A 20906-nucleotide genomic window follows, 5' to 3' on the forward strand; every position below is an offset into this window, starting at 1 on the left:
GGTTTCCTATGTTCGAGTTCAAGAAAACTACCCATAATCAAAAGCGCCGCATCCTCATCCGCGTGTGGGTTGCTGGTGTTTTGGCTTTACTATTCTTTGGAGGTCTGGTCGGACGGCTCTGGTATCTGCAGGTGGTTCGATATGAAGGCCTGGCGGCGCGGGCTGACCAGAACCGCATCGCGGTGGTTCCGATACCTCCGCGGCGGGGCGAAATCGTCGATCGTAATGGTGTGGTGCTTGCCCGGAACTATCGCGATTACACACTTTCGGTCGTGCCGGCCAATATTGGCACCGACATGAAAAAAATGCTGGACTCGCTCGGGCAACTGGTCTACCTGAGTCCCAACGATCGACGCCGCTTTTTCCAGCACATTAACCAGAATGGCCGGTACACCCCGGTGTTGTTGCGCAACAATCTGAACGAGACTGAAGCAAGCTGGTTCGCTGCCCATTCGTTTAAATTTCCCGGTGTTGAACTCAGCGCGCGCTGGGTGCGCGAATACCCTCAAGGCGAATCGGCCGCACACGTACTTGGCTATGTGGGCAGAATTTCGGAAGGCGATCTTGCCATGCTGGAAGAAAAGGGCCAGCTGGGAAATTACCGCGGCAGCAGCACTATCGGGAAGAAAGGCATTGAGAAAACCTGGGAAGAAGCCTTGCACGGGCGAACCGGGGTAGAGGAGGTCGAAGTAACCGCTTCGGGGCGCCCTGTACGGACTCTGAGCCGAATTGATCCCGTGCCTGGCGCCAACCTGGTACTCTCCATCGATATCGGCTTGCAAAAAGAAGCGGAAAAGCAGTTCGACGGCCGGCGCGGAGCCCTGGTGGCGATAGAGCCTAAAACCGGCGATGTGCTCGCGTTTGTGTCAGCTCCATCCTTTGATCCTAATCTTTTTATCGACGGCATTGATGTTGAAAATTGGCGCAAGCTTAACGAATCGCCTAATCACCCTTTGATCAATCGGCCGCTTTACGGTACCTATCCTATTGGCTCGACTTACAAGCCGTTTGTTGGCCTAGCCGCCTTGGAACTGGGCAAACGCACCGCGACACAACGAATCGCCGACCCGGGTTACTTTGAGTTTGGCGGCCAGCGTTTTCGCAATGCCGGCGGTGCGGTGTATGGGCCCACGGATCTGCACCGGGCGATTGTGGTGTCGTCGGACACCTACTTTTTCTCGCTGGGGCCGGAAATTGGAGTGAACGCCTTGCATGACTTTAGCAAGCAATTCGGTTTCGGACAAATTACCGGCATCGACCTCGAAGGTGAGCGCCGTGGTGTCTTGCCTTCGACCGAATGGAAGCGCCTCGCCTATAAAAAACCTGCACAACAGCGGTGGTACGCAGGAGAAACGGTCTCTGTGGCGGTGGGTCAGGGATATAACTCCTTCACCTTGCTTCAATTGGCACAAGCGACGTCCGTGCTGGCTAACGATGGCGTATACATGAAACCGCATTTGGTCAGCCTGGTTCAGAATCCCCAAAGCGGGCTCGCAACTCGGACCGTGACCAAGCCGTCATACACCATCCCATTGAAACCGGAAAACCTCAACGTAATACGCAACGCTATGGTTGATGTAATGCGCAAAGGAACTGCGCGTCGGGCATTCGTTGGAGCGCCATATCAAGCGGCCGGAAAGACGGGGACCGCGCAGGTATATAGCTTGAAGGGTGCAAAGTATAATGCCGGGACAGTGGATGAACGATTGCGGGACCATGCCTTGTTCATGGCTTACGCACCAATGGAAAATCCTCAGATTGCTGTGGCCCTGATCGTCGAAAATGGCGGCTGGGGAGCCACCGTTGCCGCTCCCCTGGCGCGTAAGGTCTTTGATTACTGGCTCTCGGCAGAACGGCTTGCAAGCGATCAGTATGCAAAACTTGTTCCCGTAGCCGGACCCGAACCTGTTCCCATCGAAGGCGAAGAAGAGGGCGCCAGTGGCGAATCCATGGACGCCATCGCACAGCCCGAAGACCTTCCTGAACCCACTGAAGAAGAGGACATGCCCGAACCGGACACGGTACCGCTCCCGTCGTCATCCGGGCTGCGGGTGAACTCACGGAGCGATCAATGAAGCGCGTCGTGCAGTGGACGATCAAGGCTCTGACAGCCTTTGACTGGCCCTTATTCGCATTGTTGATCCTGATGGCGGTCCTGGGTCTCGTGGTCATGCATTCTGCTGTCGGAGGAACCGATTGGCGTTTTGCCGACCAATTGCGGAACTTCATGATCGCATTTGTTTTTATGTGGATCGCGGCCATGATTCCACCCCCTACGCTGATGCGGCTAGCACCCTATTTCTACGTAATCGGCGTGGTGTTACTGCTGGGCGTGGAATTTTTTGGCGAAACCAGTAAAGGCGCTACACGATGGCTCAACCTGGGTGTGGCCCGGATCCAGCCATCGGAAATGTTGAAAATTTCGGTACCGCTGATGTTGGCTTGGTATTTTCATCGAAACCAGGGCAGTCTGCGTATCCTGGACTTCTTCGTAGCTGGTGTATTGCTTGCGGTTCCTTTTACTCTTATTGTGATGCAGCCCGATCTGGGTACTGCGCTGCTGGTTTTCGTGTCCGGATTCTGTGTCATCTATTTCGGCGGCCTGTCGTTCAAGCTACTGGTTCCGATCGCGGTGCTGGTGGTCGCAGGAGTGTGCACTCTGGTCTACTTCGAGGGCCATATTTGCCGGCCAGATGTCGATTGGGTCGTGCTGCATGAATATCAAAAGTACAGAGTCTGCACATTGCTTGACCCCAGCTCAGACCCTCTGGGGAAGGGCTTCCATACGATACAGTCGATGATTGCAGTAGGTTCGGGCGGGGTATACGGCAAGGGCTATATGCTAGGCACGCAATCACATCTCGACTTTATACCAGAGCGCACAACCGACTTCATTTTCGCGGTATTCGCCGAAGAATTCGGCTTGTATGGCGGCATCATGCTTCTGGTTCTGTATGCCTTGCTCGTCGTTCGAGGCTTGGCGATCGCTGCCCGCGCCCATACGCAGTTCGGCCGCTTACTGGCCGGCTCCATGTCCATGATGTTCTTTATTTATGTTTTCGTGAACGTGGGCATGGTGACCGGCATTCTTCCCGTAGTAGGTGTTCCTTTGCCGTTCATGAGCTATGGTGGAACGGCTTTACTTACCTTGGGCGCGGCTTGCGGCATACTGATGAGCATCAGCCGCTACCGTCCCGTCCGGCAATAAGCCGCTCGAGTACGGCCGGACATGCCGTTTCTAAAGATCAAACAGGCCGCTAAGAATCTTCTTGACGGGGGCAGGAAGAGCCGTTGATGGAAGGTGTTCGATTGGTACCCAAGCCTGTCGCGGCCCGGGTTCCGCGACAGAGCTGGCGTCGCATTGCACATACCATGGCTCTATATGTAGTTTGAAGTGGCTGAACACATGCAATAAGCCCGCCATCTTCTGCGACCGTTTGTAGCTTTGACCCCAATTACTACATGCAGTATGCAGTGCGCTGGCGTCGTCGTATTTTGGCAGGCTCCACAAGCCCCCCCATATGCCGGGCGATACTTGCCGCTCAAGCAGGATGCTTTCGTGTTGCTGAAGAATCAACATCGTGCACTCACGTTCCGGAGGCGTCTTTTTGGGTTTTGGTGTGGGAAGCTCATGCTGCACGGAATGTTCGTGCGCATAACATGATTCCTGCAAGGGGCACCTGGCGCAATCGGGCCTTGTGCGCGTGCAGCAGTCAGACCCCAGATCCATTAAACCTTGCGTATAGGCAGCCATGTCGAGCGACGAATCTGCCGCCGCTAAGGCGTCACCAGCCGTCTGCCATAACACTTGTTCGGTCAGCCGTTGACTGCTGATACCGTAAATTCCAAAGTAACGCGTAAAGACTCGTTTGACGTTGCCGTCCATGATGGGACTACGTTCACCATAGGAGAACGCCGCGATAGCTGCAGCAGTAGAGCGCCCGATGCCTGGCAAGGTGGCTATTTGTTCGCTCGATGTCGGGAATGCTCCTTCCCATTCGGCGACGAGCTGCCGCGCGCAGCGGTGCAGGTTGCGAGCACGCGCGTAGTATCCCAGGCCAGCCCAATAGGGCATGACTTCGTCCTGTTCTGCCGCCGCCAACGACGCGATATCGGGAAATCGCGATAAAAACCGCTCGTAATAGCCCATGACTGTGGCGACCTGAGTCTGTTGCAGCATGATCTCTGAAAGCCAAATCTTATAGGGGTCATGCGTGCCTTGCCACGGCAGATGGTGACGCCCGTGGTCCTTTTGCCAGTTGACAATCCGGCTGGCAAAAAAGGGCAACTGCGCTGCGGAATTCAGGACCATCAGAAGCGGGTATTACGGGTAACAGACCAGCGGGCCGATAGGGCGGCCAAGATCGCAACCACCACGACCGCCAGCAATAGGCTGAGGCTTTCAGGAAGGTGCAATACCACCTGTGTGCCGTAGCTGTTGGCCAGACGCGCCAACGCCGCATTCAATGGATTCAAAGCGAGGGCAGAAAAGGCAATTGCCACCAAGCTGGCGATGATACCGGTCAGGGCACCCAAATATAAGAAAGGGCGTCGTACAAACGATTCTGTCGCACCGACCAATCGCGCTACGCCGATTTCTTCGCGTTGGGTCAGCGCTTGCATGCGAACGGTGTTGAAAACCGTCGCCAAAACCACCAGCGCGACGCCTACCGCCAATAGCCAAAGACCGATACGCACAAAGCCCAGGATTGCCTCCAGCCGCCGTACCCATTCGCTGTCCAGCTGCACAGAGTCAACATTTTCCAGTTGGCGCCATTCTTGGGCGAGAGAGCTGGCCTGTCTGGAGAGTTCGGGGCTTTCGGGCAACGTGACAACGACCGCGTCGGGCAAGGGGTTAGTGGACAGTACCGATAGCGCATCTGCCCAAGCGGGATTTGCCTTCAGTGTTTTCATCGCTTGGTCTCGGGCTACGATGCGTACGCGCAGGACATCGCTCCGGTAATCTTCCTGCACAGTCTTGGCCAACTGCGTGGCCTTCTCAGGTGCCGACCCAGGGGCCAGGAAAAGGGTGACTTCCGGCGACACGGGTATCTGTCTGACCACCGGCTGCGCCGATACCAGCACCGAAGCGGCAATAATCGGGATCGCCAGGCTCAGGCTTATGACCAGAATGTTCGACAAGGAAGAGAATGGCTGTGACCAAAGCCGGCGCAGGGCAACCAGGCAGGCATAACGGTGTTGTCGCAACCAGCGGCTCATTGTTTTCCCCCGGGCAAGTCAGTAAAGCGCCCCGCGTCGATATGCAAGGTACGTGAGGTGTACGAGGCCATCAATGCCTGATCGTGGGAGGCAATCAAGGTTGTTACCCCGACCCGGTTGAAGTCTCGGAACACTTCCATGATGCGTCGGGCACTGACCTGATCCAAGTTGGCGGTAGGCTCGTCTGCAATCAAAATGGCGGGCCGGTTGACGATGGCGCGCGCGATGGCAAGCCGTTGCTGTTCGCCACCCGACATTTCAATGGGGTTGAGGTCTTCCTTGCCCGAGAGGCCGACCTTCTCCATTGCTGCGCGTGCCCGGGTGCCCGCGAGCCGGGTCTCCAGGCCTGCGACTGCCAATGGCAGCAATACATTATTAATGGCATTTCGGTCATACAGCAAATGGGTATCTTGCAAAATGACCCCCACGGCACGACGCAGGTAAGGGCGCGCCCGCGATGGCATCTTGTCGATTCGATGCCCATTGACATGCACCGTACCGCGGCTGGGTGGTTCAAGTCCGCCTATTAACTTAAGTAGGGTGGACTTGCCGGCGCCCGAAGGACCGGACACAAAGATGAATTCGCCGGGTTCGACGCGAAAGTTGATATCCGCCAGGATATTCCGCCCACGTCCGTACGATTTAAATACGTGCTGAAATTCGATCATAGTGACATAAGATTTAAGGCCCTAATAATAAAGGCTTAGCGGGATTTCGGGGCAGCAGCCGATAGGTCATAAAACGGGCGTATGGCCAATATACATTGGGTTCGCAAGGGATATCCCTCATGTTTTTAATGGATACCAACAGCTACGATTCGAACGCTGGCGGCATAAACTCTGATTGTATGCCGTGTTCATCCATTGCAATCTATAGAAGAGACCCACTATGAAACTATTTAAAGCGGCCGCGCTTGGCGCATCGCTGTTTTTTATTGCCGCCACAGCGCAAGCCGGCGAAACCCTTGACGCCGTCAAGAAAAAAGGCTTCGTTCAATGCGGCATGCATACCGGATTGCCGGGCTTTTCCATTGCCAACAGCAAGGGCGAGTGGACCGGTCTGGACGTTGATCTTTGTAAAGCAGTGGCCGCCATGATGTTCGGCGATGCAAAAAAATATAAAGCCGTTGCCCAAACCACGCAGCAGCGTTTTACTGCATTACAGTCCGGCGAAATCGATGTGCTGACACGTAACACAACGGCCACCATGACTCGCGATACCACCTTGGGCCTGATGACCCCTGGTATCAATTACTACGACAGCCAGGGCATCATGGTCAAGGCCAGTCTTGGCGTCAAAAGCGCCAAGGAACTCGGCGGAGCAGCTGTTTGTGTTCAGCCCGGCACCACAACCGAGCTAAACCTGGCTGACTGGTTCCGCGCCAACAAGCTCGAGTTCAAGCCGGTGGTCATTAACAATCCAGACGAAGCCATGCGCTCTTACGAGGCTGGCCGCTGCGATGCCTACACCACCGATAAGTCTGGCTTGGCCACAACGCGTTCCACATTGTCCAAGCCCGACGAACACGTCATCCTGCCCGAGGATTTCTCCAAAGAACCTCTGGGTCCCATGGTGCGTCAGGGTGACGACCCTTGGTTCATGGTTGTGCGCTGGACGCTTAACACCATGATCGAAGCCGAAGAGTATGGCATCACGTCCAAGAATGTCGACGAAATGCTCAAAAGCCCGAATCCAAACATCCAACGCATTCTTGGCGTGACCGGCGAGATGGGCAAAGGGCTCGGACTGGACAGCAAATGGGCGTATAACATCATCAAGCAGGTCGGAAACTACGGCGAGTCTTTTGCGCGTAATATCGGTCCTGAGTCGCCCATGAAACTGCAACGTGGCCTCAATGCACAATGGCGCGATGGCGGCTTGATGTACGGCTGGCCGGTTCGCTAGGAAAGTCTGGTCGTATTTTGCATGAAGGCCGGGCCGCCGTGGCCCGGCTTTTCAGAAAAGGGGGAGTGCTGCGTCAGGGTCCCCAAACGATTTAATCTCTATGACGAAAAATTCATCTTTGCCTCAGTCGCCAAAGCGACGCCTATCGTGGCATGATCCCTCGGTACGAGGACTGATTTATCAAGTACTGATACTCGGCATCGTGGGGTTTGCAGTCTGGTATTTGGTTTCCAATACGCTTCACAATCTCGCCGTCCGTAATATTTCCACGGGTTTCGACTTTCTCCACCGCGAAGCGGGCTTTGCCATTGGCGAATCCGCCGTGCCGTATACGCCGGCCGATACCTATGGCCGTGCTATCTGGGTGGGTCTGCTCAACACCCTGCGCGTGTCGGTTGTCGGTATTATTCTTGCCACCCTGTTCGGCACCGTTTTGGGTATTGCGCGTCTTTCCAAGAATTGGCTGCTGTCCCGGGTTGCCAGTACCTATATAGAAGTCATGCGCAATATCCCCTTATTGCTGCAATTGTTCTTCTGGTACGCCATCATCACAGAAAGTATGCCCGGGCCGCGGAATGCTTTGAATCCTGTGGCTGGTGTCTTTATTTCAAACCGAGGCCTTAAGCTGCCATCGCTACATGGCGACGCTCTCGACTGGATAGCCGGCGGGCTGGCATTAGCGATTGTTGGCATCCTGCTTCTCGCTCACTGGGCTAAAAAACGCCAAGAGGCAACGGGGATCATTTTTCCGCTGGGCCGGGTCGGACTTGCCTTGTTGATTGTGCTGCCTTTGGCAGGCTGGTGGCTAAGCGGCGCGGCTTTGACGATAGAGCTTCCCGAACTCAAAGGGTTTAACTTTATCGGCGGCGTGTCGATGTCTCCGGAATTCACTGCGTTGCTCGTGGGCCTCGTCATGTATACCTCAGCCTTCGTCGCTGAAGTCGTGCGGTCGGGCATACAGTCGGTGAATCAGGGGCAATGGGAAGCGGCAGGCGCTATAGGCTTGTCTCGCGCGCGTACTTTGCGCCTCGTGATTTTGCCTCAGGCGTTGCGCGTAATCATTCCCCCCATGACAAGCCAGTACCTGAATTTAACCAAAAATAGTTCCCTCGCTGTGGCTATCGGCTACCCCGACATCGTTTCCGTGGTCAATACTACTTTGAACCAGACTGGGCAAGCTATTGAAGGCATTTTGATCATCATGGCGGCTTACCTAACGGTCAGCTTGTCGATCTCGGTGTTCATGAACTGGTACAACACGCGCATTGCGCTGGTGGAGCGCTAAATGGACGCTAATCACTCTACGGCGGCGGTTCTGCCGCCACCCGCCGTCCATGCCGGTGTCATTGCCTGGCTCCGGGCTAGCCTCTTTTCATCGCCGTTAAATACCTTGTTAACGGTGCTGGTGGCGTGGCTATTGCTGATGGTCGTGCCAGCCCTGGTCGAATGGCTGTTTATCCGCGCCGACTTCGACGCCACTAACGCCCAGGAATGCCGCGCTTCCGGAGGTGCATGCTGGGCTTTCATCGTAGAAAAGCATCGTCTGATCCTTTTCGGCATTTATCCCTTCGACGAACAGTGGCGGCCCCTACTGGCCAGTATTGTCCTGATCGCTGTCATTGTCTGCAGCTGCGTGCGCTGGTTCTGGAAGCCTTTCCTGCCACTGTTCTGGATGGCCTCGCTTACTTTGGTCGCAATCCTTATGTGGGGCGGTGTGTTCGGCCTTAGCTACGTCGAGAACGACAGATGGGGCGGCTTGCCGCTGACCTTAATTCTGGCGACTTTCGGTATTGCTTTCGCTTTCCCCTTAGGATTGCTGCTTGCTCTCGGTCGACGCTCGAACATGCCTGCGGTAAAGGCCCTATGCGTGGTCTATATTGAGCTCATCCGAGGCGTTCCCTTGATCAGCCTGCTCTTCATGTCGTCGGTCATGCTTCCGTTGTTTCTACCGGAAGGCTTCAGTATCGACAAGCTATTGCGCGCGCAGATCGCCATCATTCTGTTTGCCGCAGCGTATATCGCCGAGACGGTGCGCGGTGGCTTGCAGGCGATACCTAAGGGTCAATACGAAGGCGCCGATTCACTGGGCCTTAGTTACTGGCAACAGATGCGCAAGATCATATTGCCTCAGGCGCTGAAGGTGGTCATCCCCCCGTTGGTGGGGATATTCATCGCTCTGTTCAAGGATACTTCGCTGGTGGTAATTATTGGTATTTTCGACCTTACTCAGGCGGCCAAGACGGCTGTCGCCGATGCCGCTTGGCGCGGCTTCAGCGCCGAAGCTTACCTGTTTATTGCGTTCATCTATTTTATTTTCTGCTTTTCCATTTCCCGCTATAGCCAGTCGCTTGAACGACACTTGCGAACGGGGTATCAACGTTGACCAACACGAAGTGCGCAAAAATGCAGGCGCAGATTAAAACAAGGGAGTACAGACATGTCTGAGGCCATTATTCGCCTAGAAAATGTCAATAAGTGGTTTGGGCAGTTCCATGTCTTGCGCAACATCAATCTCGATGTGGGGCGGGGAGAGCGAATTGTCGTATGCGGGCCCTCGGGTTCCGGCAAGTCCACCCTGATACGCTGTATTAACCGTCTGGAAGAGCATCAGAAAGGCACGATTTCTGTCGACGGTATAGAGCTCACCAATAATCTGAAGCAAATCGAAGCCATTCGGCGCGATGTGGGTATGGTGTTCCAGCACTTCAATCTTTTTCCGCACCTGACCGTGCTGGAAAACCTGACAATCGGGCCGATCTGGGTACTGAAGAAGTCCAAGGCCGAGGCCGAGGCCGCCGCCATGAAATACCTCGCACGCGTGCGTATACCCGATCAGGCAGCCAAGTATCCCGGCCAGCTGTCCGGCGGCCAACAGCAACGCGTCGCCATTGCGCGGTCGTTATGCATGAGCCCCAAGATCATGCTATTTGACGAGCCTACGTCAGCGCTTGATCCCGAGATGGTCAAAGAAGTGCTCGACGTCATGGTTGGTCTTGCCGAAGAAAGCGGAATGACCATGATATGCGTAACGCACGAAATGGGCTTTGCCCGAAAAGTGGCGGATCGCGTAATATTCATGGACCAAGGCGAAATCATCGAGGAAAATACTCCAGATGCTTTCTTCGATAGTCCTCAGAACGAGCGCACCAAGCTATTCCTAAGCCAGATCCTGCATTAAGCCGGGCGTAGTTCCCTAAACCGTACCGGCGCTGACATGCTCCTTAAAATAGTGTACGGTTATGAGTTTTTATAATATATAACGAGGCATTACCGATTATGTTGTCTGTATTTAAATCATTGCCGGGCGTTGCTCTGGCCGCCTGTCTGACCATGGCCATGGCGTCTCCCGTTGCTGCTGCCGACGATTTTCCGTCGAAACCGCTTACGTTTATCGTACCTTACGCACCCGGCGGACCGCTCGATGGCATGGCCCGTTTGTTGGCTGAAAAAGTGCAGCCAGACCTTGGCACGGTCATTGTGGAAAATCGTCCCGGCGCCGGCGGCAACATAGGCGCCAGCATTGCGGCAAAAGCAAAACCCGACGGCTACACGCTGGTTATGGGTGCGGTGGCAATCAATGCCATCAATCCCTGGCTGTACGAAAAGTTGCCCTTTGACCCTGTAAAAAGCTTTGAACCAGTAACCTTGGTGGCCTCTGTGCCGAACGTTCTTATCCTTAATAACGAGTTTGCAAAGGTAAACAACATTAAATCGGTCCCCGATCTTGTTGCCTATGCCAAGGCACATCCTGAGCAGCTGAATTTCGCTTCAGGCGGCAATGGTAGCGCCGGTCATTTAGCAGGCGAACTTCTGAACGTCCGCTCAGATATCAAGACAGTGCATGTCCCTTACGCTGGCGCGTCCCCTGCCAAGCTTGCCTTGCTGGCAGGGCAGGTTAATTTCATGTTCGATAATCTTGCATCGGCAGCCCCGTTAATTTCAGACGGTAAAGTCAAGGCAATAGCCGTGACGACAGTCGAGCGATCTTCGGCATTGCCGGCCGTTCCGACCATGCAGCAAGAAGGCATAGCCGACTTCGATCTTGGTACATGGTTCGGTGTGTTCACTACCGGCGGAACGCCTAAGGCAGTCGTCGACAAACTGAATGCCGCTTATGTAAAAGCACTTCAGGATCCTGCGGTTCGAAAGAATTTGCTGACAATGGGCTCCGATGCCAAACCCACAACGTCCGAACAGTTTAGCGAACTGGTCAAACACGACCTCGCCAAATACAAGGAAATTGTCAAGGTTTCCGGCGCCAAACTCTTCTAAACGTCCGAAGTTGCTTCTCTCGCCGTCTTTTTGTTTGCAGTAATGTCAGTGAATGTAAGTATGCGGCTTACGGAACCAAAATGTAACACTCGGGTCCGTAACCGCTGCTAGCATAGTGACCGGCAGATAACATTGCTAAACATTGGGATAAGGAGAAGTACATGAATATATCTATGCGTGCGAGTCGAATTGCGTCTTGCGTTGGGATTGTTGCTTTGATGGCAGGCTGCGCGAACCTTAATGAAATGGGTACGGGCGGCAAGACAGCAGTGGGTGCTGGTGCCGGAGCGGCTGTCGGGGCAGGGCTTGGCGCACTGATTGGCGACAGCAGCAAGGCGGCCGCTATAGGCGCTGGCATAGGTGCTGTGGCTGGCGGTATCGCGGGTTATAACTGGGCTGGCGTTAAGAATGATGTAGAAAAATCTGGCGCCCGCGATTTGGGTGTAGACGTCACCGAAATGCCCGACGGTACGCTGCGCGTGAATATTCCTAGCAATGTCTCCTTTGACACTTCCAAGTACGCCTTGAAGCCTGCTCTGTTGCCGGTACTGGACAGCGTGTCACGCGCTTTGGTACAGCACCCTGAACTGCGCGCAAAATCAATCGGCTATACCGATAGCACCGGTTCTGCAACCACTAACCAGACGCTATCCGTCAATCGCGCCCGGGCTGTTGCCAACTACCTGACGCAGCAGGGTGTTCCGACGGGCAACCTGAGCGCTGAAGGTCGCGGGCCTAGCAACCCTGTGGCCGACAACTCAACGGCCGAAGGACGTTCCATGAACCGTCGTGTTGAACTGTATTTGTACGCAGTTCAAAAGTAACGTTTCGACTAGCTGTGTCACGCACTCCGTAGTAAAGCGCCCCTTGCGGGGCGTTTTTTTTGGGCGGTATGTCGGGCTTCAATATTTACGTGCCTGTTTCCGGTCGCGAATCTTCAGAGTTTCTGATAAATATCGGCCCCTTTCTCCCTGAATTCATTGGCTTTTTCCTGCATGCCGGTTTGCAGGGCATGCTGAGTGTCCAGGCCTTTCTGTTGGGCATACTCGCGTACGTCCTGGGTGATTTTCATACTGCAGAAGTGAGGCCCGCACATCGAACAGAAGTGGGCTACCTTCATGGAATCCTTGGGCAGCGTCTCGTCGTGAAAATCCTTGGCAGTGTCCGGGTCTAGGCCAAGATTGAACTGATCATCCCATCGGAACTCAAACCTGGCCTTGGACAGGGCATTGTCGCGTATGGCTGCGCCAGGATGGCCCTTGGCCAAATCGGCGGCATGGGCGGCAATCTTGTAGGTAATGATACCGTCCTTCACGTCTTTCTTATTGGGCAGCCCCAAGTGTTCTTTCGGGGTCACATAGCACAGCATGGCCGTCCCGTACCATCCGATCAGCGCAGCGCCTATCCCCGAGGTGATGTGATCGTATCCAGGAGCGATATCGGTGGTCAGCGGTCCCAACGTGTAGAAAGGTGCTTCGTGACAATGTTTGAGCTGCATGTCCATGTTTTCTTTAATGAGATGCATGGGAACGTGCCCGGGGCCTTCGACCATCACCTGTACGTCATGCTGCCATGCAACTTGTGTCAGTTCGCCCAACGTCTTCAATTCTGCAAACTGGGCTTCATCATTGGCATCGTAACCAGATCCGGGACGTAAACCGTCGCCTAACGAAAAGCTGACATCGTAGGCTTTCATGATTTCGCAGATGTCTTCGAAGTGCTCGTACACAAAACTTTCCTTATGGTGAGCTAGGCACCACTTGGCCAGGATCGAGCCGCCACGCGACACAATTCCTGTCATTCGATTGGCTGTCATCGGTATGAAGGGCAACCGTACGCCGGCATGGATGGTGAAATAATCCACGCCTTGCTCGGCTTGCTCGATTAACGTGTCACGGAAGATTTCCCATGTCATGTCTTCTGCCTTGCCGTCTACCTTTTCAAGCGCTTGATATATGGGAACCGTACCAATCGGCACAGGCGAGTTGCGTAGGATCCATTCTCGGGTTTCGTGTATGTTCTTGCCAGTGGATAAATCCATGACCGTATCGCCGCCCCAGCGAATTGCCCAGGTCATTTTCTCGACTTCTTCGCTGATGCTGGAACTTAAGGCAGAGTTACCGATATTGGCATTGATTTTTACCAGGAAATTGCGGCCAATCACCATGGGTTCACTTTCCGGGTGATTTATATTGGCCGGGAGTATGGCTCGACCCCGCGCGATTTCGTCGCGTACAAATTCTGGGGTGATTGAATCCGGTATCGAGGCACCAAACGATTGGCCAGGATGCTGGCGTAACAGGCGCTGTGCCAGCATTTCGCCGTCAGGCCCGCTGGCGCGCAGCATTTCTACGTAATGTTCGCGTCTGAGGTTCTCGCGGATAGCCACAAATTCCATTTCGGGCGTGATGATGCCTCGCCGCGCGTAATGCATTTGCGAGACATTCAAGCCGGGCTTGGCGCGGCGCGGCGGTCGCTGTAATTCGAAGCGCATCGCAGTAAGCCGTGCATCGTGTAACCGAGCCCGGCCATAGTCGCTGCTTGGGCCTGACAGCTCATCAGTATCGCAGCGCTCCTGGATCCAGGCACTGCGCAATGCCGGCAGTCCCTTGCGAATGTCGATTTTTATAGAAGGATCGGTGTATGGGCCGCTGGTGTCGTATATCACCAGGGGCGGGTTGTGTTCGCCGCCAAACATCGTGGGTGTATCGCTTTGCGCGATTTCGCGAAATGGCACACGGAGATCCTGTCGAGATCCGGTGTGATAGATTTTTCGAGATTGAGGAAGGGGGGCGATGGCCGCCGCGTCGACTTCTGCGCTAATGGCAGTAAATTTGGGATTCGCGTTCAAGACTTGCTCCAAGATAAAAAATGGAGCCGATAGGGAATAAGCCCGTGGATGGGGAATGATCCAGTGCAATAATCCAACGAGCATGCTCCCAGCATCGGCATTATCCGTACTGGTACGAAGGGTTTTTCTCAACCCGTTGATTCAACGAGTACCCCTGCATGCCATAAGTATAAAGTCTTACGGCAAGAAAAAAAACGAATGTTTATCGGCTTCGTAAGGAAGCCATCAGACTTCTTACCGCATTCTCGATCAGCTGAAGCGATGCATCTGAGAGCGACAGAAAGTCTTCGGGGGGAATATTAGGGAACGGCCACGGGATCATCGTGCGGGGTCGGCCGCCCTCGGTCAATACATTGGTGCTTGGAGCTGGCACCGGAGCAGCCATAGATTCTTGTGGGCCGGTGCCGTTAGCCAGCCATATCGGATTGACATCCAAGGCATGGGCCAATGCAAAGATGTCCTTCGCCGCCTTGCGTGTTCCGAGTTCATAATTCGCAATTGCGCTCTGCGAAAGTCCGCAGGCGGCGCCCAGAGCTTTCTGGGTCAGGCCGCGTAATATTCTGGTTTGACGAAGGCGTTCAGCAAAGGAGTTCACGTTTGTGATTGAACGACTTTATTCGATCACGTTGGTAATTGCCGTAATTACGTTCGTGATGTTCTGGCGGTAGACTCTGGTGTAACGTTTCTTCCTTATGGTGGCGTTATGAAGCCGAACCCGTTGATATTGTTGTTTGCAACGTCGTATGTCGGCGCCCGGCTGCAGGATACCGCGACGCGTTTACGGTCTCACGGCTTTGACGTCTTGTCTTGTGGCGACCTGCTTAAGCTTTATAGCTTGGCTAGAAAGAGCTCCCGGCAAACTGGCGCGACGATGTTTGTAATGCTTTCTGGTTCGTTGGCCGAAAATTGCCTTGCTGCAAAATACTTGCGTGCGCTCTATCCGGCGTCGCGTATTCTTGCTTTGGTCAGCTGCCTTGACGATTCCGTTCTTGTTCAAAGCTTGGAAAGCGGCGCCGACGCCTTCTGCCCGCGTAATGCTTCTACAGAGTTATTGCTGGCGACGGTTTTCCGTTTACTGGGGCGTTCCAGCAGGCAGGCCCATGCGGGCGACGTCCATACTGTGCCAGTTCAATCGACAACTGATGCTAACTGGGCCCTGCTCGATAATGGATGGATACTGGGCGGCCCGCAAGGCTTGCGTATCCCGCTCACCACCGGCGAGCGATCGTTCCTTATGACCCTTTTAGCCGAGCCCGACTTGCGTGCCTCGCATTGCAAGCTCATCAGTGCGGTTAACGCATCCTATGACCGCCCTTCACCGGTCACCCATCAGGCCCGCCTGGGCGTAATGGTTAGTCGTTTGCGGCGCAAGTTTCGGGAATACGGGCTCTCCATGCCGCTTAGGTCGGTACACAACTGGGGCTATATGTTCACCGGCCCAGTCGCGCCGTAGCGGCCAGGCTCTGATTTACTTTATGCTTACGCCTGATAACGGCTTATCGACAAGTCGTCACTGCGTATCGCGGTCGGCTTGCCCGATACGATGTCGGCAAGAAGCTGGCCACTACCGCAGGCCATGGTCCAGCCCAACGTCCCATGTCCTGTATTCAGGAATAAATTGCGGTACGGAGTCCCACCGATGATAGGCGTGCTGTCAGGGGTTTTAGGACGCAAGCCGGTCCAGAACGACACGTCGCCGCTGGCGCGACTACCCGGAAACAGGTCATCGACAACCATTTCCAGTGTTCTTTGCCGCTTCGGGTTCAGGCTTAAGTCAAAGCCTGCAATTTCCGCCATGCCTCCGACCCGGATCCGATTTTCGAAACGGGTAATGGCAATTTTGTACGTTTCATCCAGCAGTGTTGATACGGGGGCGCGGCTTTCGTCAGCGATAGGCACCGTAATCGAATAGCCCTTCATGGGATAAACCGGAAGTGACACCACATTCTTCAGCAGGTTAGTCGAGTACGAGCCCAACGCCACCACATAGGCGTCGCCCTGAATCAGCTGATTGTCACACTGAACGCCGGAAATCGCTCCGCCTCGTATATGAAGTTGCTGTATGTTCGTGCCGTAATGAAACTGGACCCCCAGCTTGACGGCTTCTTCTGTAAGGCGGCTTGTAAAGATATGGCAATCGCCAGTCTCGTCGTCGGGCAAGCGCAGGCCACCAACTAGCTTGTCTTTGCTATGAATTAAGGCGGGCTCCGCCTTGTACAGCTCGTGCCGGCCGAGCAGTTCATATTTCATCCCCGCTTCTTTTAGAACTGAAATGTCCTGGGCTACGGCGTCGAGTTGTTGCTGCTCGCGAAAGACTTGCAAGGTGCCCTGTTGGCGGCCTTCGTACTGAATGCCAACGCTCTCGCGCAGCTGCGCCAAACACTCGCCGCTGTAACTTGATAATCGGACCAGGCGTTCCTTATTGGTGGCATACCGGCTGGCTGTGCAGTTTCGCCACATCTGGTACATCCATTGCAGCTGAAATAAGGTGCCGTCCGGCCGCATGGATAAAGGCGGGTGCTTGGCAAACATCCACTTGATGGCTTTCAGCGGGACACCGGGGGCGGCCCACGGAGATGAATATCCGTATGATATTTGTCCGGCATTGCCGAAACTGGTTTCCAAGGCGGAAGCGGACTGACGCTCCAAGACATGAACTTCGTGCCCATGCCTGGCTAAATAATAAGCCGTGCTTACGCCGATAACCCCAGCGCCCAGAATTACAATTTTCATTTTTTTCAGCGATCCTTGTTGATCTTTAGGATCTTAGGCCACTATCCTTAGTCTTTTCCTTCAAAGAATCCACGTTTCCAGTTATTTTTCCTGTTTGGAGCGCGTTTCAGCTGTTTTTCAGCAATAATTGCTGGCAACTCCGAACCATGCCTTTTCGACCACTTTTAGAAGGCGATTCGTGATGAATTTAGGGAGAATCCACAGTGAGAATTCAGCGTAATCCTGTATACGCCTTGGATAAACTTGACAGGAATATTCTCGACCTTCTGCAGCGTGACGGCCGAATGTCCATGACCGACCTGGCGGAAAAGGTAGGGCTTACCGTTACGCCATGCATTGAACGCGTGAAACGCCTGGAACGCGATGGCGTTATCACCGGCTACTATGCAAGGGTGTCGCCTCTTGCGCTGGACGCCGGGCTGCTAGTCTTTGTCGAAATCTCTATGTCCAGCAAATCAGATCGCACATTCGATGATTTTCGACGCGAGATTCTTTGCATACCGCAGGTACAGGAATGCCACCTGGTGTCGGGCGATTTCGACTACCTGGTCAAGGCAAGAATAAAAGAGATCAGCCAGTACCGAAGTTTGCTGGGTGACATTCTTTTGCGTTTACCCGGGGTTACGCAAACCAAGAGCTGCGTGGTAATGGAAGAGGTTAAAGAGACATTGTTCATCACGGCACAAAAGTAGACCCCGACGTACGAGGCGACGTCTGGTCACCCTGCCGTCGGATTCACGCTGGCGCTGCGGACAAAAACCATATTATCCCGATGCATCAGTTCGGCATCCGACATGCTGCCCAGGATATGGCCAATTCTATTGCTGGGTTCACCCATGATCCGTCGGGTGTCGGCAGCAGAGTAATTAATGAGTCCACGGCCGCATTCGACGCCGTGCTGATCCACACAAGCGACGACATCGCCGCGTTCAAAATCGCCCTCGACAGCACTGACTCCAATGGCAAGCAGGCTTTTATGATCGTGGGTGATGGCCCGTACTGCGCCGTTGTCCAGCGTGACCCGACCGCGCAAGCGTAGATGATTTGCCAGCCACCGTTGCCGCGCCGATCGCACGGGCAGAATGGCGCGAAGCTCGGTGCCAATCGATTCGCCGCTTGAAAGGCGCAGCAGCACGTTGCTTTCACGTCCGGAAGCGATGATGGTATGGCCGCCGCTATTGGCAGCCCTTTTCGCGGCCAGCACTTTGGTCAGCATACCGCCGGTGCCTATATTGCTGCCCGAGCCGCCTGCCATGGCTTCCAGTGCCGGATCGCCCGCTTGCCCGACGGCAATGAACCGGGCATCCGGGTTTTTGCGCGGATCGGCACTGTACAAGCCGGGCTGATCGGTCAGGATGATCAGGGCTTCGGCTTCGATCAGGTTGGTGACCAGCGCACCGAGGGTGTCGTTATCGCCGAGCCTGATTTCATCCGTGACGACGGTGTCATTTTCATTCACGATCGGGACTACGCCCAGACCAAGCAACGTATACAGAGTGCTGCGAGCGTTCAGGTAACGCCGGCGGTCCGCCAAATCCTCATGCGTGAGCAGTATCTGTGCGGTACGAATGCCATGTTTGGCGAAGGCCACTTCGTAAGCCTGGATCAAGCCCATTTGACCCACCGCCGCGGCCGCTTGCAGTTCATGCATGGCATTAGGACGCCTGGGCCAACCCAACCGCGCCATGCCTTCGGCAATCGCTCCACTGGACACCAGAACCATTTGCTTGCCTTGAGCGTGGAGGCTGGCAATTTGCTCGGCCCATTGTGCAACGGCATACAGGTCGATGCCTTTGCCTTCATTGGTGACGAGTGAAGAACCTACTTTGACAACCAGGCGTTTAGCCTGCGCGACAGCAGACGAAGGAAGATTGAGGGCGGCCATGTAAAGCGATATCAGGAATTTTCAGGACGTATTGCGTCGGAGCGCGATGCATCGAAGCGGGGGTCTTCAGCCACGTAGCTGCCGTCTGCCTTGTCTTGCTCTACGTGCGTCTTGCGGTTTTCTTCGTCGAGCCAGTCTTGCAGACGCCAAATAAGTTGTTGCGTGCCTTCGCCGTTAAGGGCCGATATGCTGAATACAGGTCCATTCCAGTCAAGCAGCTTGCATAAGCGCGCTTGGGCTTCTTCGGGATTCTCGATCATGTCGAGCTTGTTCAATATCAGCCAGCGTGGCTTCTCGTAAAGATCTTGGTCGTAAAGACGCAGTTCTTCGACGATGGCGCGGGCGTTGGCGGCGGCTTGTTCTATGGCGTCGGTATCAGGGTCGGGTGACGAGACGTCGACCAGATGTAGCAAGACGCGGGTACGGGTCAAATGACGCAGGAAAAGGTGCCCTAGTCCGGCGCCTTCAGAGGCCCCTTCGATCAGGCCCGGAATATCGGCAATGACAAAGCTGCGCGAGGGCGAGGTGCGCACCACGCCAAGATTCGGATGCAGCGTAGTAAAGGGATAATCGGCGATTTTGGGACGGGCGTTGGATACCTTGCTGATCAAGGTGGACTTGCCCGCATTGGGCATGCCCAGCAGCCCGACGTCGGCGAGGACCTTGAGTTCCAGCCGTAACTTGCGCTGTTCGCCTTCTTGGCCAGGCGTGGATTGCTTGGGCGCTCGGTTGGTACTGGACTTGAAATGCAGATTTCCCAGTCCGCCATGGCCTCCGGCGGCAAGCGTGACCTGCTCGTTGTGACGGTCAAGATCAAAAAGCTGTTCGCCGGTTTCCGCGTCGAACACGGTGGTGCCAACGGGTACACGAAGGATTATGTCAGGAGCGGCTGCGCCGTATTGATCAGAGCCGCGGCCGTTTTCGCCATTTTTTCCGCGGTGCAATCGAGCGTAGCGATAATCGATGAGGGTGTTGATATTGCGGTCGGCTATGGCGTATACGCTGCCACCGCGCCCGCCATCACCACCATCCGGGCCACCCCTGGGAATGAATTTTTCGCGGCGAAAGCTCGCGGCGCCATTGCCGCCTTTGCCGGCGATGACTTCGATGGTTGCTTCGTCTACGAATTTCATGTTGGAGTGACTTTTAAAAATAGCGGGAAAGTAGCGTGCCGATGCAGCACTGGCAAGCAGAGCCTGCCTGGGTATTCTAAAACAAAAAGCCCTACCTTAACGGCAGGGCTTTTGCGGGTCTGTGTGCCGAAAATTATTCGGCCGCAATTACCGAAACGGTACGCTTGTTAAGTGCGCCCTTGATGGCGAATTTAACCGTGCCGTCAACCAGCGAGAACAAGGTGTGGTCTTTGCCGATACCAACGTTTGTTCCGGGGTGAAACTGTGTGCCGCGCTGACGAATAATGATCGAACCAGCCGAAATCAATTGGCCACCGTAGGTTTTTACACCTAGTCGTTTCGATTCTGAGTCGCGGCCGTTACGCGTAGAGCCGCCGCCTTTTTTCTGTGCCATGTTTAGCTCCTGCTATACAAATCCGTTAAGGCTATCGTTAGGCCGTAATGGCTACGATGCGAAGTTCGGTGTAATTTTGACGATGGCCTTGACGCTTTTGGTAGTGCTTGCGACGGCGCATCTTGAAAATCTTTACCTTGTCGTGGCGGCCTTGCGCAAGAACGGTTGCTGTAACCACGGCACCAGCGACTAAAGGCGTACCAATCTTTAATTGTTCGCCTTCGCCAACCGATAAAACCTGGTCTAGCGAAATTTCTTGCCCAATGTCAGCCGGTATCTGTTCTATCTTTAGTTTTTGACCAGCAGCAACACGATACTGTTTGCCGCCGGTTTTTATGACCGCGTACATGTGGGAATTCCTAAATAAAAGCCTTGGCCAAAATGCCAAGCACACGATTCTAGCGTAAAGAGGTCGTAAAAGTCAACTTTGAACCCCAGAAATAGCATGTTAAGTCAACCAGTTACCGCGATAAGCAGGCCGCGCGCGCGGTGGCGCTGCGGGCTGGTCCCGCG

20 protein-coding genes and 1 riboswitch are annotated in these 20906 nt (G+C 54.6%); of the genes, 10 read left to right on the forward strand and 10 right to left on the reverse strand.

From position 1 onward, the window contains the following. Positions 1-8 precede the first annotated feature (8 nt). Together mrdA and rodA are read left to right on the forward strand one after the other, a co-directional pair. Positions 9-2075 (forward strand): penicillin-binding protein 2, encoded by a 2067-nt coding sequence (gene mrdA / locus EKL30_RS07185; protein WP_126706491.1) that lies wholly within the window; start codon positions 9-11, stop codon positions 2073-2075. Then, entirely contained in the window at positions 2072-3208 is a 1137-nt protein-coding gene (gene rodA, locus EKL30_RS07190) for a rod shape-determining protein RodA (protein ID WP_126706492.1), read from the forward strand. Before mrdA ends, rodA begins: the two co-directional genes overlap by 4 nt. Positions 3209-3238: 30 nt before the next feature. On the opposite strand, the gene mutY is transcribed toward rodA, so the two are convergent. Genes mutY through EKL30_RS07205 form a run of 3 tightly spaced genes read right to left on the reverse strand, consistent with a single transcriptional unit; the run spans position 3239 to position 5888 of the window. Further along, a complete protein-coding gene (gene mutY / locus EKL30_RS07195) occupies positions 3239-4312 on the reverse strand; it encodes an A/G-specific adenine glycosylase (RefSeq protein ID WP_126706493.1) in 1074 nt (357 codons plus the stop codon). Continuing rightward, entirely contained in the window at positions 4312-5220 is a 909-nt protein-coding gene (locus EKL30_RS07200; protein ID WP_126706494.1) for an ABC transporter permease, read from the reverse strand. Before EKL30_RS07200 ends, mutY begins: the two co-directional genes overlap by 1 nt. Beyond that, positions 5217-5888 carry a cell division ATP-binding protein FtsE gene (locus EKL30_RS07205; RefSeq protein ID WP_126706495.1) on the reverse strand — a complete coding sequence of 224 codons (672 nt, stop codon included), beginning with the start codon at positions 5886-5888 and terminating at the stop codon, positions 5217-5219. The genes EKL30_RS07200 and EKL30_RS07205 overlap by 4 nt, the downstream gene beginning before the upstream one ends. A 220-nt stretch (positions 5889-6108) precedes the next feature. On the opposite strand from EKL30_RS07205, the gene EKL30_RS07210 reads away from it, so the two are divergent. From EKL30_RS07210 to EKL30_RS07235, 6 genes are all read left to right on the forward strand, one after another. Further along, on the forward strand, positions 6109-7125 hold the full coding sequence (locus tag EKL30_RS07210; protein ID WP_126706496.1) for an amino acid ABC transporter substrate-binding protein: 1017 nt from the start codon (positions 6109-6111) through the stop codon (positions 7123-7125). A gap of 100 nt (positions 7126-7225) precedes the next feature. Continuing rightward, a complete protein-coding gene (locus EKL30_RS07215; protein ID WP_126706497.1) occupies positions 7226-8410 on the forward strand; it encodes an amino acid ABC transporter permease in 1185 nt (394 codons plus the stop codon). Beyond that, a complete protein-coding gene (locus tag EKL30_RS07220; protein WP_126706498.1) occupies positions 8411-9508 on the forward strand; it encodes an amino acid ABC transporter permease in 1098 nt (365 codons plus the stop codon). Between the two features lie 54 nt (positions 9509-9562). After that, the gene (locus tag EKL30_RS07225; RefSeq protein ID WP_126706499.1) at positions 9563-10303 is read left to right on the forward strand and encodes an amino acid ABC transporter ATP-binding protein; all 741 of its coding nucleotides are present in this window, start codon (positions 9563-9565) and stop codon (positions 10301-10303) included. A 98-nt stretch (positions 10304-10401) separates the two neighbouring features. Beyond that, entirely contained in the window at positions 10402-11397 is a 996-nt protein-coding gene (locus EKL30_RS07230; RefSeq protein ID WP_126706500.1) for a tripartite tricarboxylate transporter substrate binding protein, read from the forward strand. Positions 11398-11558: 161 nt separating this feature from the next. After that, a complete protein-coding gene (locus EKL30_RS07235; RefSeq protein ID WP_126706501.1) occupies positions 11559-12221 on the forward strand; it encodes an OmpA family protein in 663 nt (220 codons plus the stop codon). 113 nt (positions 12222-12334) lie between these two features. Here the strand turns inward: EKL30_RS07235 and thiC are convergent, their stop codons facing one another. Together thiC and EKL30_RS07245 are read right to left on the reverse strand one after the other, a co-directional pair. After that, positions 12335-14248, reverse strand: coding sequence for a phosphomethylpyrimidine synthase ThiC (gene thiC / locus EKL30_RS07240; protein ID WP_126706502.1), 1914 nt, complete (start codon positions 14246-14248; stop codon positions 12335-12337). Positions 14249-14317: 69 nt separating this feature from the next. Further along, a riboswitch (TPP riboswitch) is annotated at positions 14318-14414 on the reverse strand. A gap of 36 nt (positions 14415-14450) precedes the next feature. Then, a complete protein-coding gene (locus tag EKL30_RS07245) occupies positions 14451-14843 on the reverse strand; it encodes a helix-turn-helix domain-containing protein (RefSeq protein WP_158618401.1) in 393 nt (130 codons plus the stop codon). A gap of 108 nt (positions 14844-14951) precedes the next feature. Between EKL30_RS07245 and EKL30_RS07250 the strand changes: the two genes are divergently transcribed. Then, complete coding sequence (locus EKL30_RS07250) at positions 14952-15701, forward strand: hypothetical protein (RefSeq protein ID WP_126706504.1); 750 nt, start codon at positions 14952-14954, stop codon at positions 15699-15701. A gap of 26 nt (positions 15702-15727) precedes the next feature. On the opposite strand, the gene EKL30_RS07255 is transcribed toward EKL30_RS07250, so the two are convergent. Further along, positions 15728-16981, reverse strand: coding sequence for a D-amino acid dehydrogenase (locus EKL30_RS07255; RefSeq protein WP_126706505.1), 1254 nt, complete (start codon positions 16979-16981; stop codon positions 15728-15730). A gap of 203 nt (positions 16982-17184) precedes the next feature. Between EKL30_RS07255 and EKL30_RS07260 the strand changes: the two genes are divergently transcribed. Next, a complete protein-coding gene (locus tag EKL30_RS07260) occupies positions 17185-17673 on the forward strand; it encodes an Lrp/AsnC ligand binding domain-containing protein (protein ID WP_126706506.1) in 489 nt (162 codons plus the stop codon). A 26-nt stretch (positions 17674-17699) separates the two neighbouring features. Here EKL30_RS07260 and proB read toward each other — a convergent pair whose 3' ends face one another. The 4 genes from proB to rplU all read right to left on the reverse strand — a co-directional run bounded on the left by proB (position 17700) and on the right by rplU (position 20742). After that, on the reverse strand, positions 17700-18866 hold the full coding sequence (proB, locus tag EKL30_RS07265; RefSeq protein ID WP_126706507.1) for a glutamate 5-kinase: 1167 nt from the start codon (positions 18864-18866) through the stop codon (positions 17700-17702). An 11-nt stretch (positions 18867-18877) separates the two neighbouring features. Further along, a complete protein-coding gene (gene obgE, locus EKL30_RS07270; RefSeq protein ID WP_126706508.1) occupies positions 18878-19999 on the reverse strand; it encodes a GTPase ObgE in 1122 nt (373 codons plus the stop codon). Between the two features lie 133 nt (positions 20000-20132). Continuing rightward, positions 20133-20393 carry a 50S ribosomal protein L27 gene (gene rpmA / locus EKL30_RS07275; RefSeq protein WP_102068845.1) on the reverse strand — a complete coding sequence of 87 codons (261 nt, stop codon included), beginning with the start codon at positions 20391-20393 and terminating at the stop codon, positions 20133-20135. Between the two features lie 37 nt (positions 20394-20430). Further along, positions 20431-20742 carry a 50S ribosomal protein L21 gene (rplU, locus tag EKL30_RS07280; protein WP_126706509.1) on the reverse strand — a complete coding sequence of 104 codons (312 nt, stop codon included), beginning with the start codon at positions 20740-20742 and terminating at the stop codon, positions 20431-20433. Positions 20743-20906: the final 164 nt, after the last annotated feature.

The sequence above is a fragment of the Candidimonas sp. SYP-B2681 genome, assembly GCF_003971065.1.
GTDB lineage: Bacteria > Pseudomonadota > Gammaproteobacteria > Burkholderiales > Burkholderiaceae_B > Pollutimonas.

Coding starts and splice junctions, on each gene's coding strand:
- EKL30_RS07200 (WP_126706494.1), bottom strand. CDS start 5,220: ATGAGCCGCTGGTTGCGACAACACCGTTATGCCTGCCTGGTTGCCCTG.
- EKL30_RS07210 (WP_126706496.1), top strand. CDS start 6,109: ATGAAACTATTTAAAGCGGCCGCGCTTGGCGCATCGCTGTTTTTTATT.
- EKL30_RS07225 (WP_126706499.1), top strand. CDS start 9,563: ATGTCTGAGGCCATTATTCGCCTAGAAAATGTCAATAAGTGGTTTGGG.
- EKL30_RS07230 (WP_126706500.1), top strand. CDS start 10,402: ATGTTGTCTGTATTTAAATCATTGCCGGGCGTTGCTCTGGCCGCCTGT.
- rodA (WP_126706492.1), top strand. CDS start 2,072: ATGAAGCGCGTCGTGCAGTGGACGATCAAGGCTCTGACAGCCTTTGAC.
- EKL30_RS07205 (WP_126706495.1), bottom strand. CDS start 5,888: ATGATCGAATTTCAGCACGTATTTAAATCGTACGGACGTGGGCGGAAT.
- mrdA (WP_126706491.1), top strand. CDS start 9: ATGTTCGAGTTCAAGAAAACTACCCATAATCAAAAGCGCCGCATCCTC.
- obgE (WP_126706508.1), bottom strand. CDS start 19,999: ATGAAATTCGTAGACGAAGCAACCATCGAAGTCATCGCCGGCAAAGGC.
- mutY (WP_126706493.1), bottom strand. CDS start 4,312: ATGGTCCTGAATTCCGCAGCGCAGTTGCCCTTTTTTGCCAGCCGGATT.
- EKL30_RS07220 (WP_126706498.1), top strand. CDS start 8,411: ATGGACGCTAATCACTCTACGGCGGCGGTTCTGCCGCCACCCGCCGTC.
- EKL30_RS07250 (WP_126706504.1), top strand. CDS start 14,952: ATGAAGCCGAACCCGTTGATATTGTTGTTTGCAACGTCGTATGTCGGC.
- EKL30_RS07255 (WP_126706505.1), bottom strand. CDS start 16,981: ATGAAAATTGTAATTCTGGGCGCTGGGGTTATCGGCGTAAGCACGGCT.
- proB (WP_126706507.1), bottom strand. CDS start 18,866: ATGGCCGCCCTCAATCTTCCTTCGTCTGCTGTCGCGCAGGCTAAACGC.
- rplU (WP_126706509.1), bottom strand. CDS start 20,742: ATGTACGCGGTCATAAAAACCGGCGGCAAACAGTATCGTGTTGCTGCT.
- EKL30_RS07215 (WP_126706497.1), top strand. CDS start 7,226: ATGACGAAAAATTCATCTTTGCCTCAGTCGCCAAAGCGACGCCTATCG.
- rpmA (WP_102068845.1), bottom strand. CDS start 20,393: ATGGCACAGAAAAAAGGCGGCGGCTCTACGCGTAACGGCCGCGACTCA.
- EKL30_RS07235 (WP_126706501.1), top strand. CDS start 11,559: ATGAATATATCTATGCGTGCGAGTCGAATTGCGTCTTGCGTTGGGATT.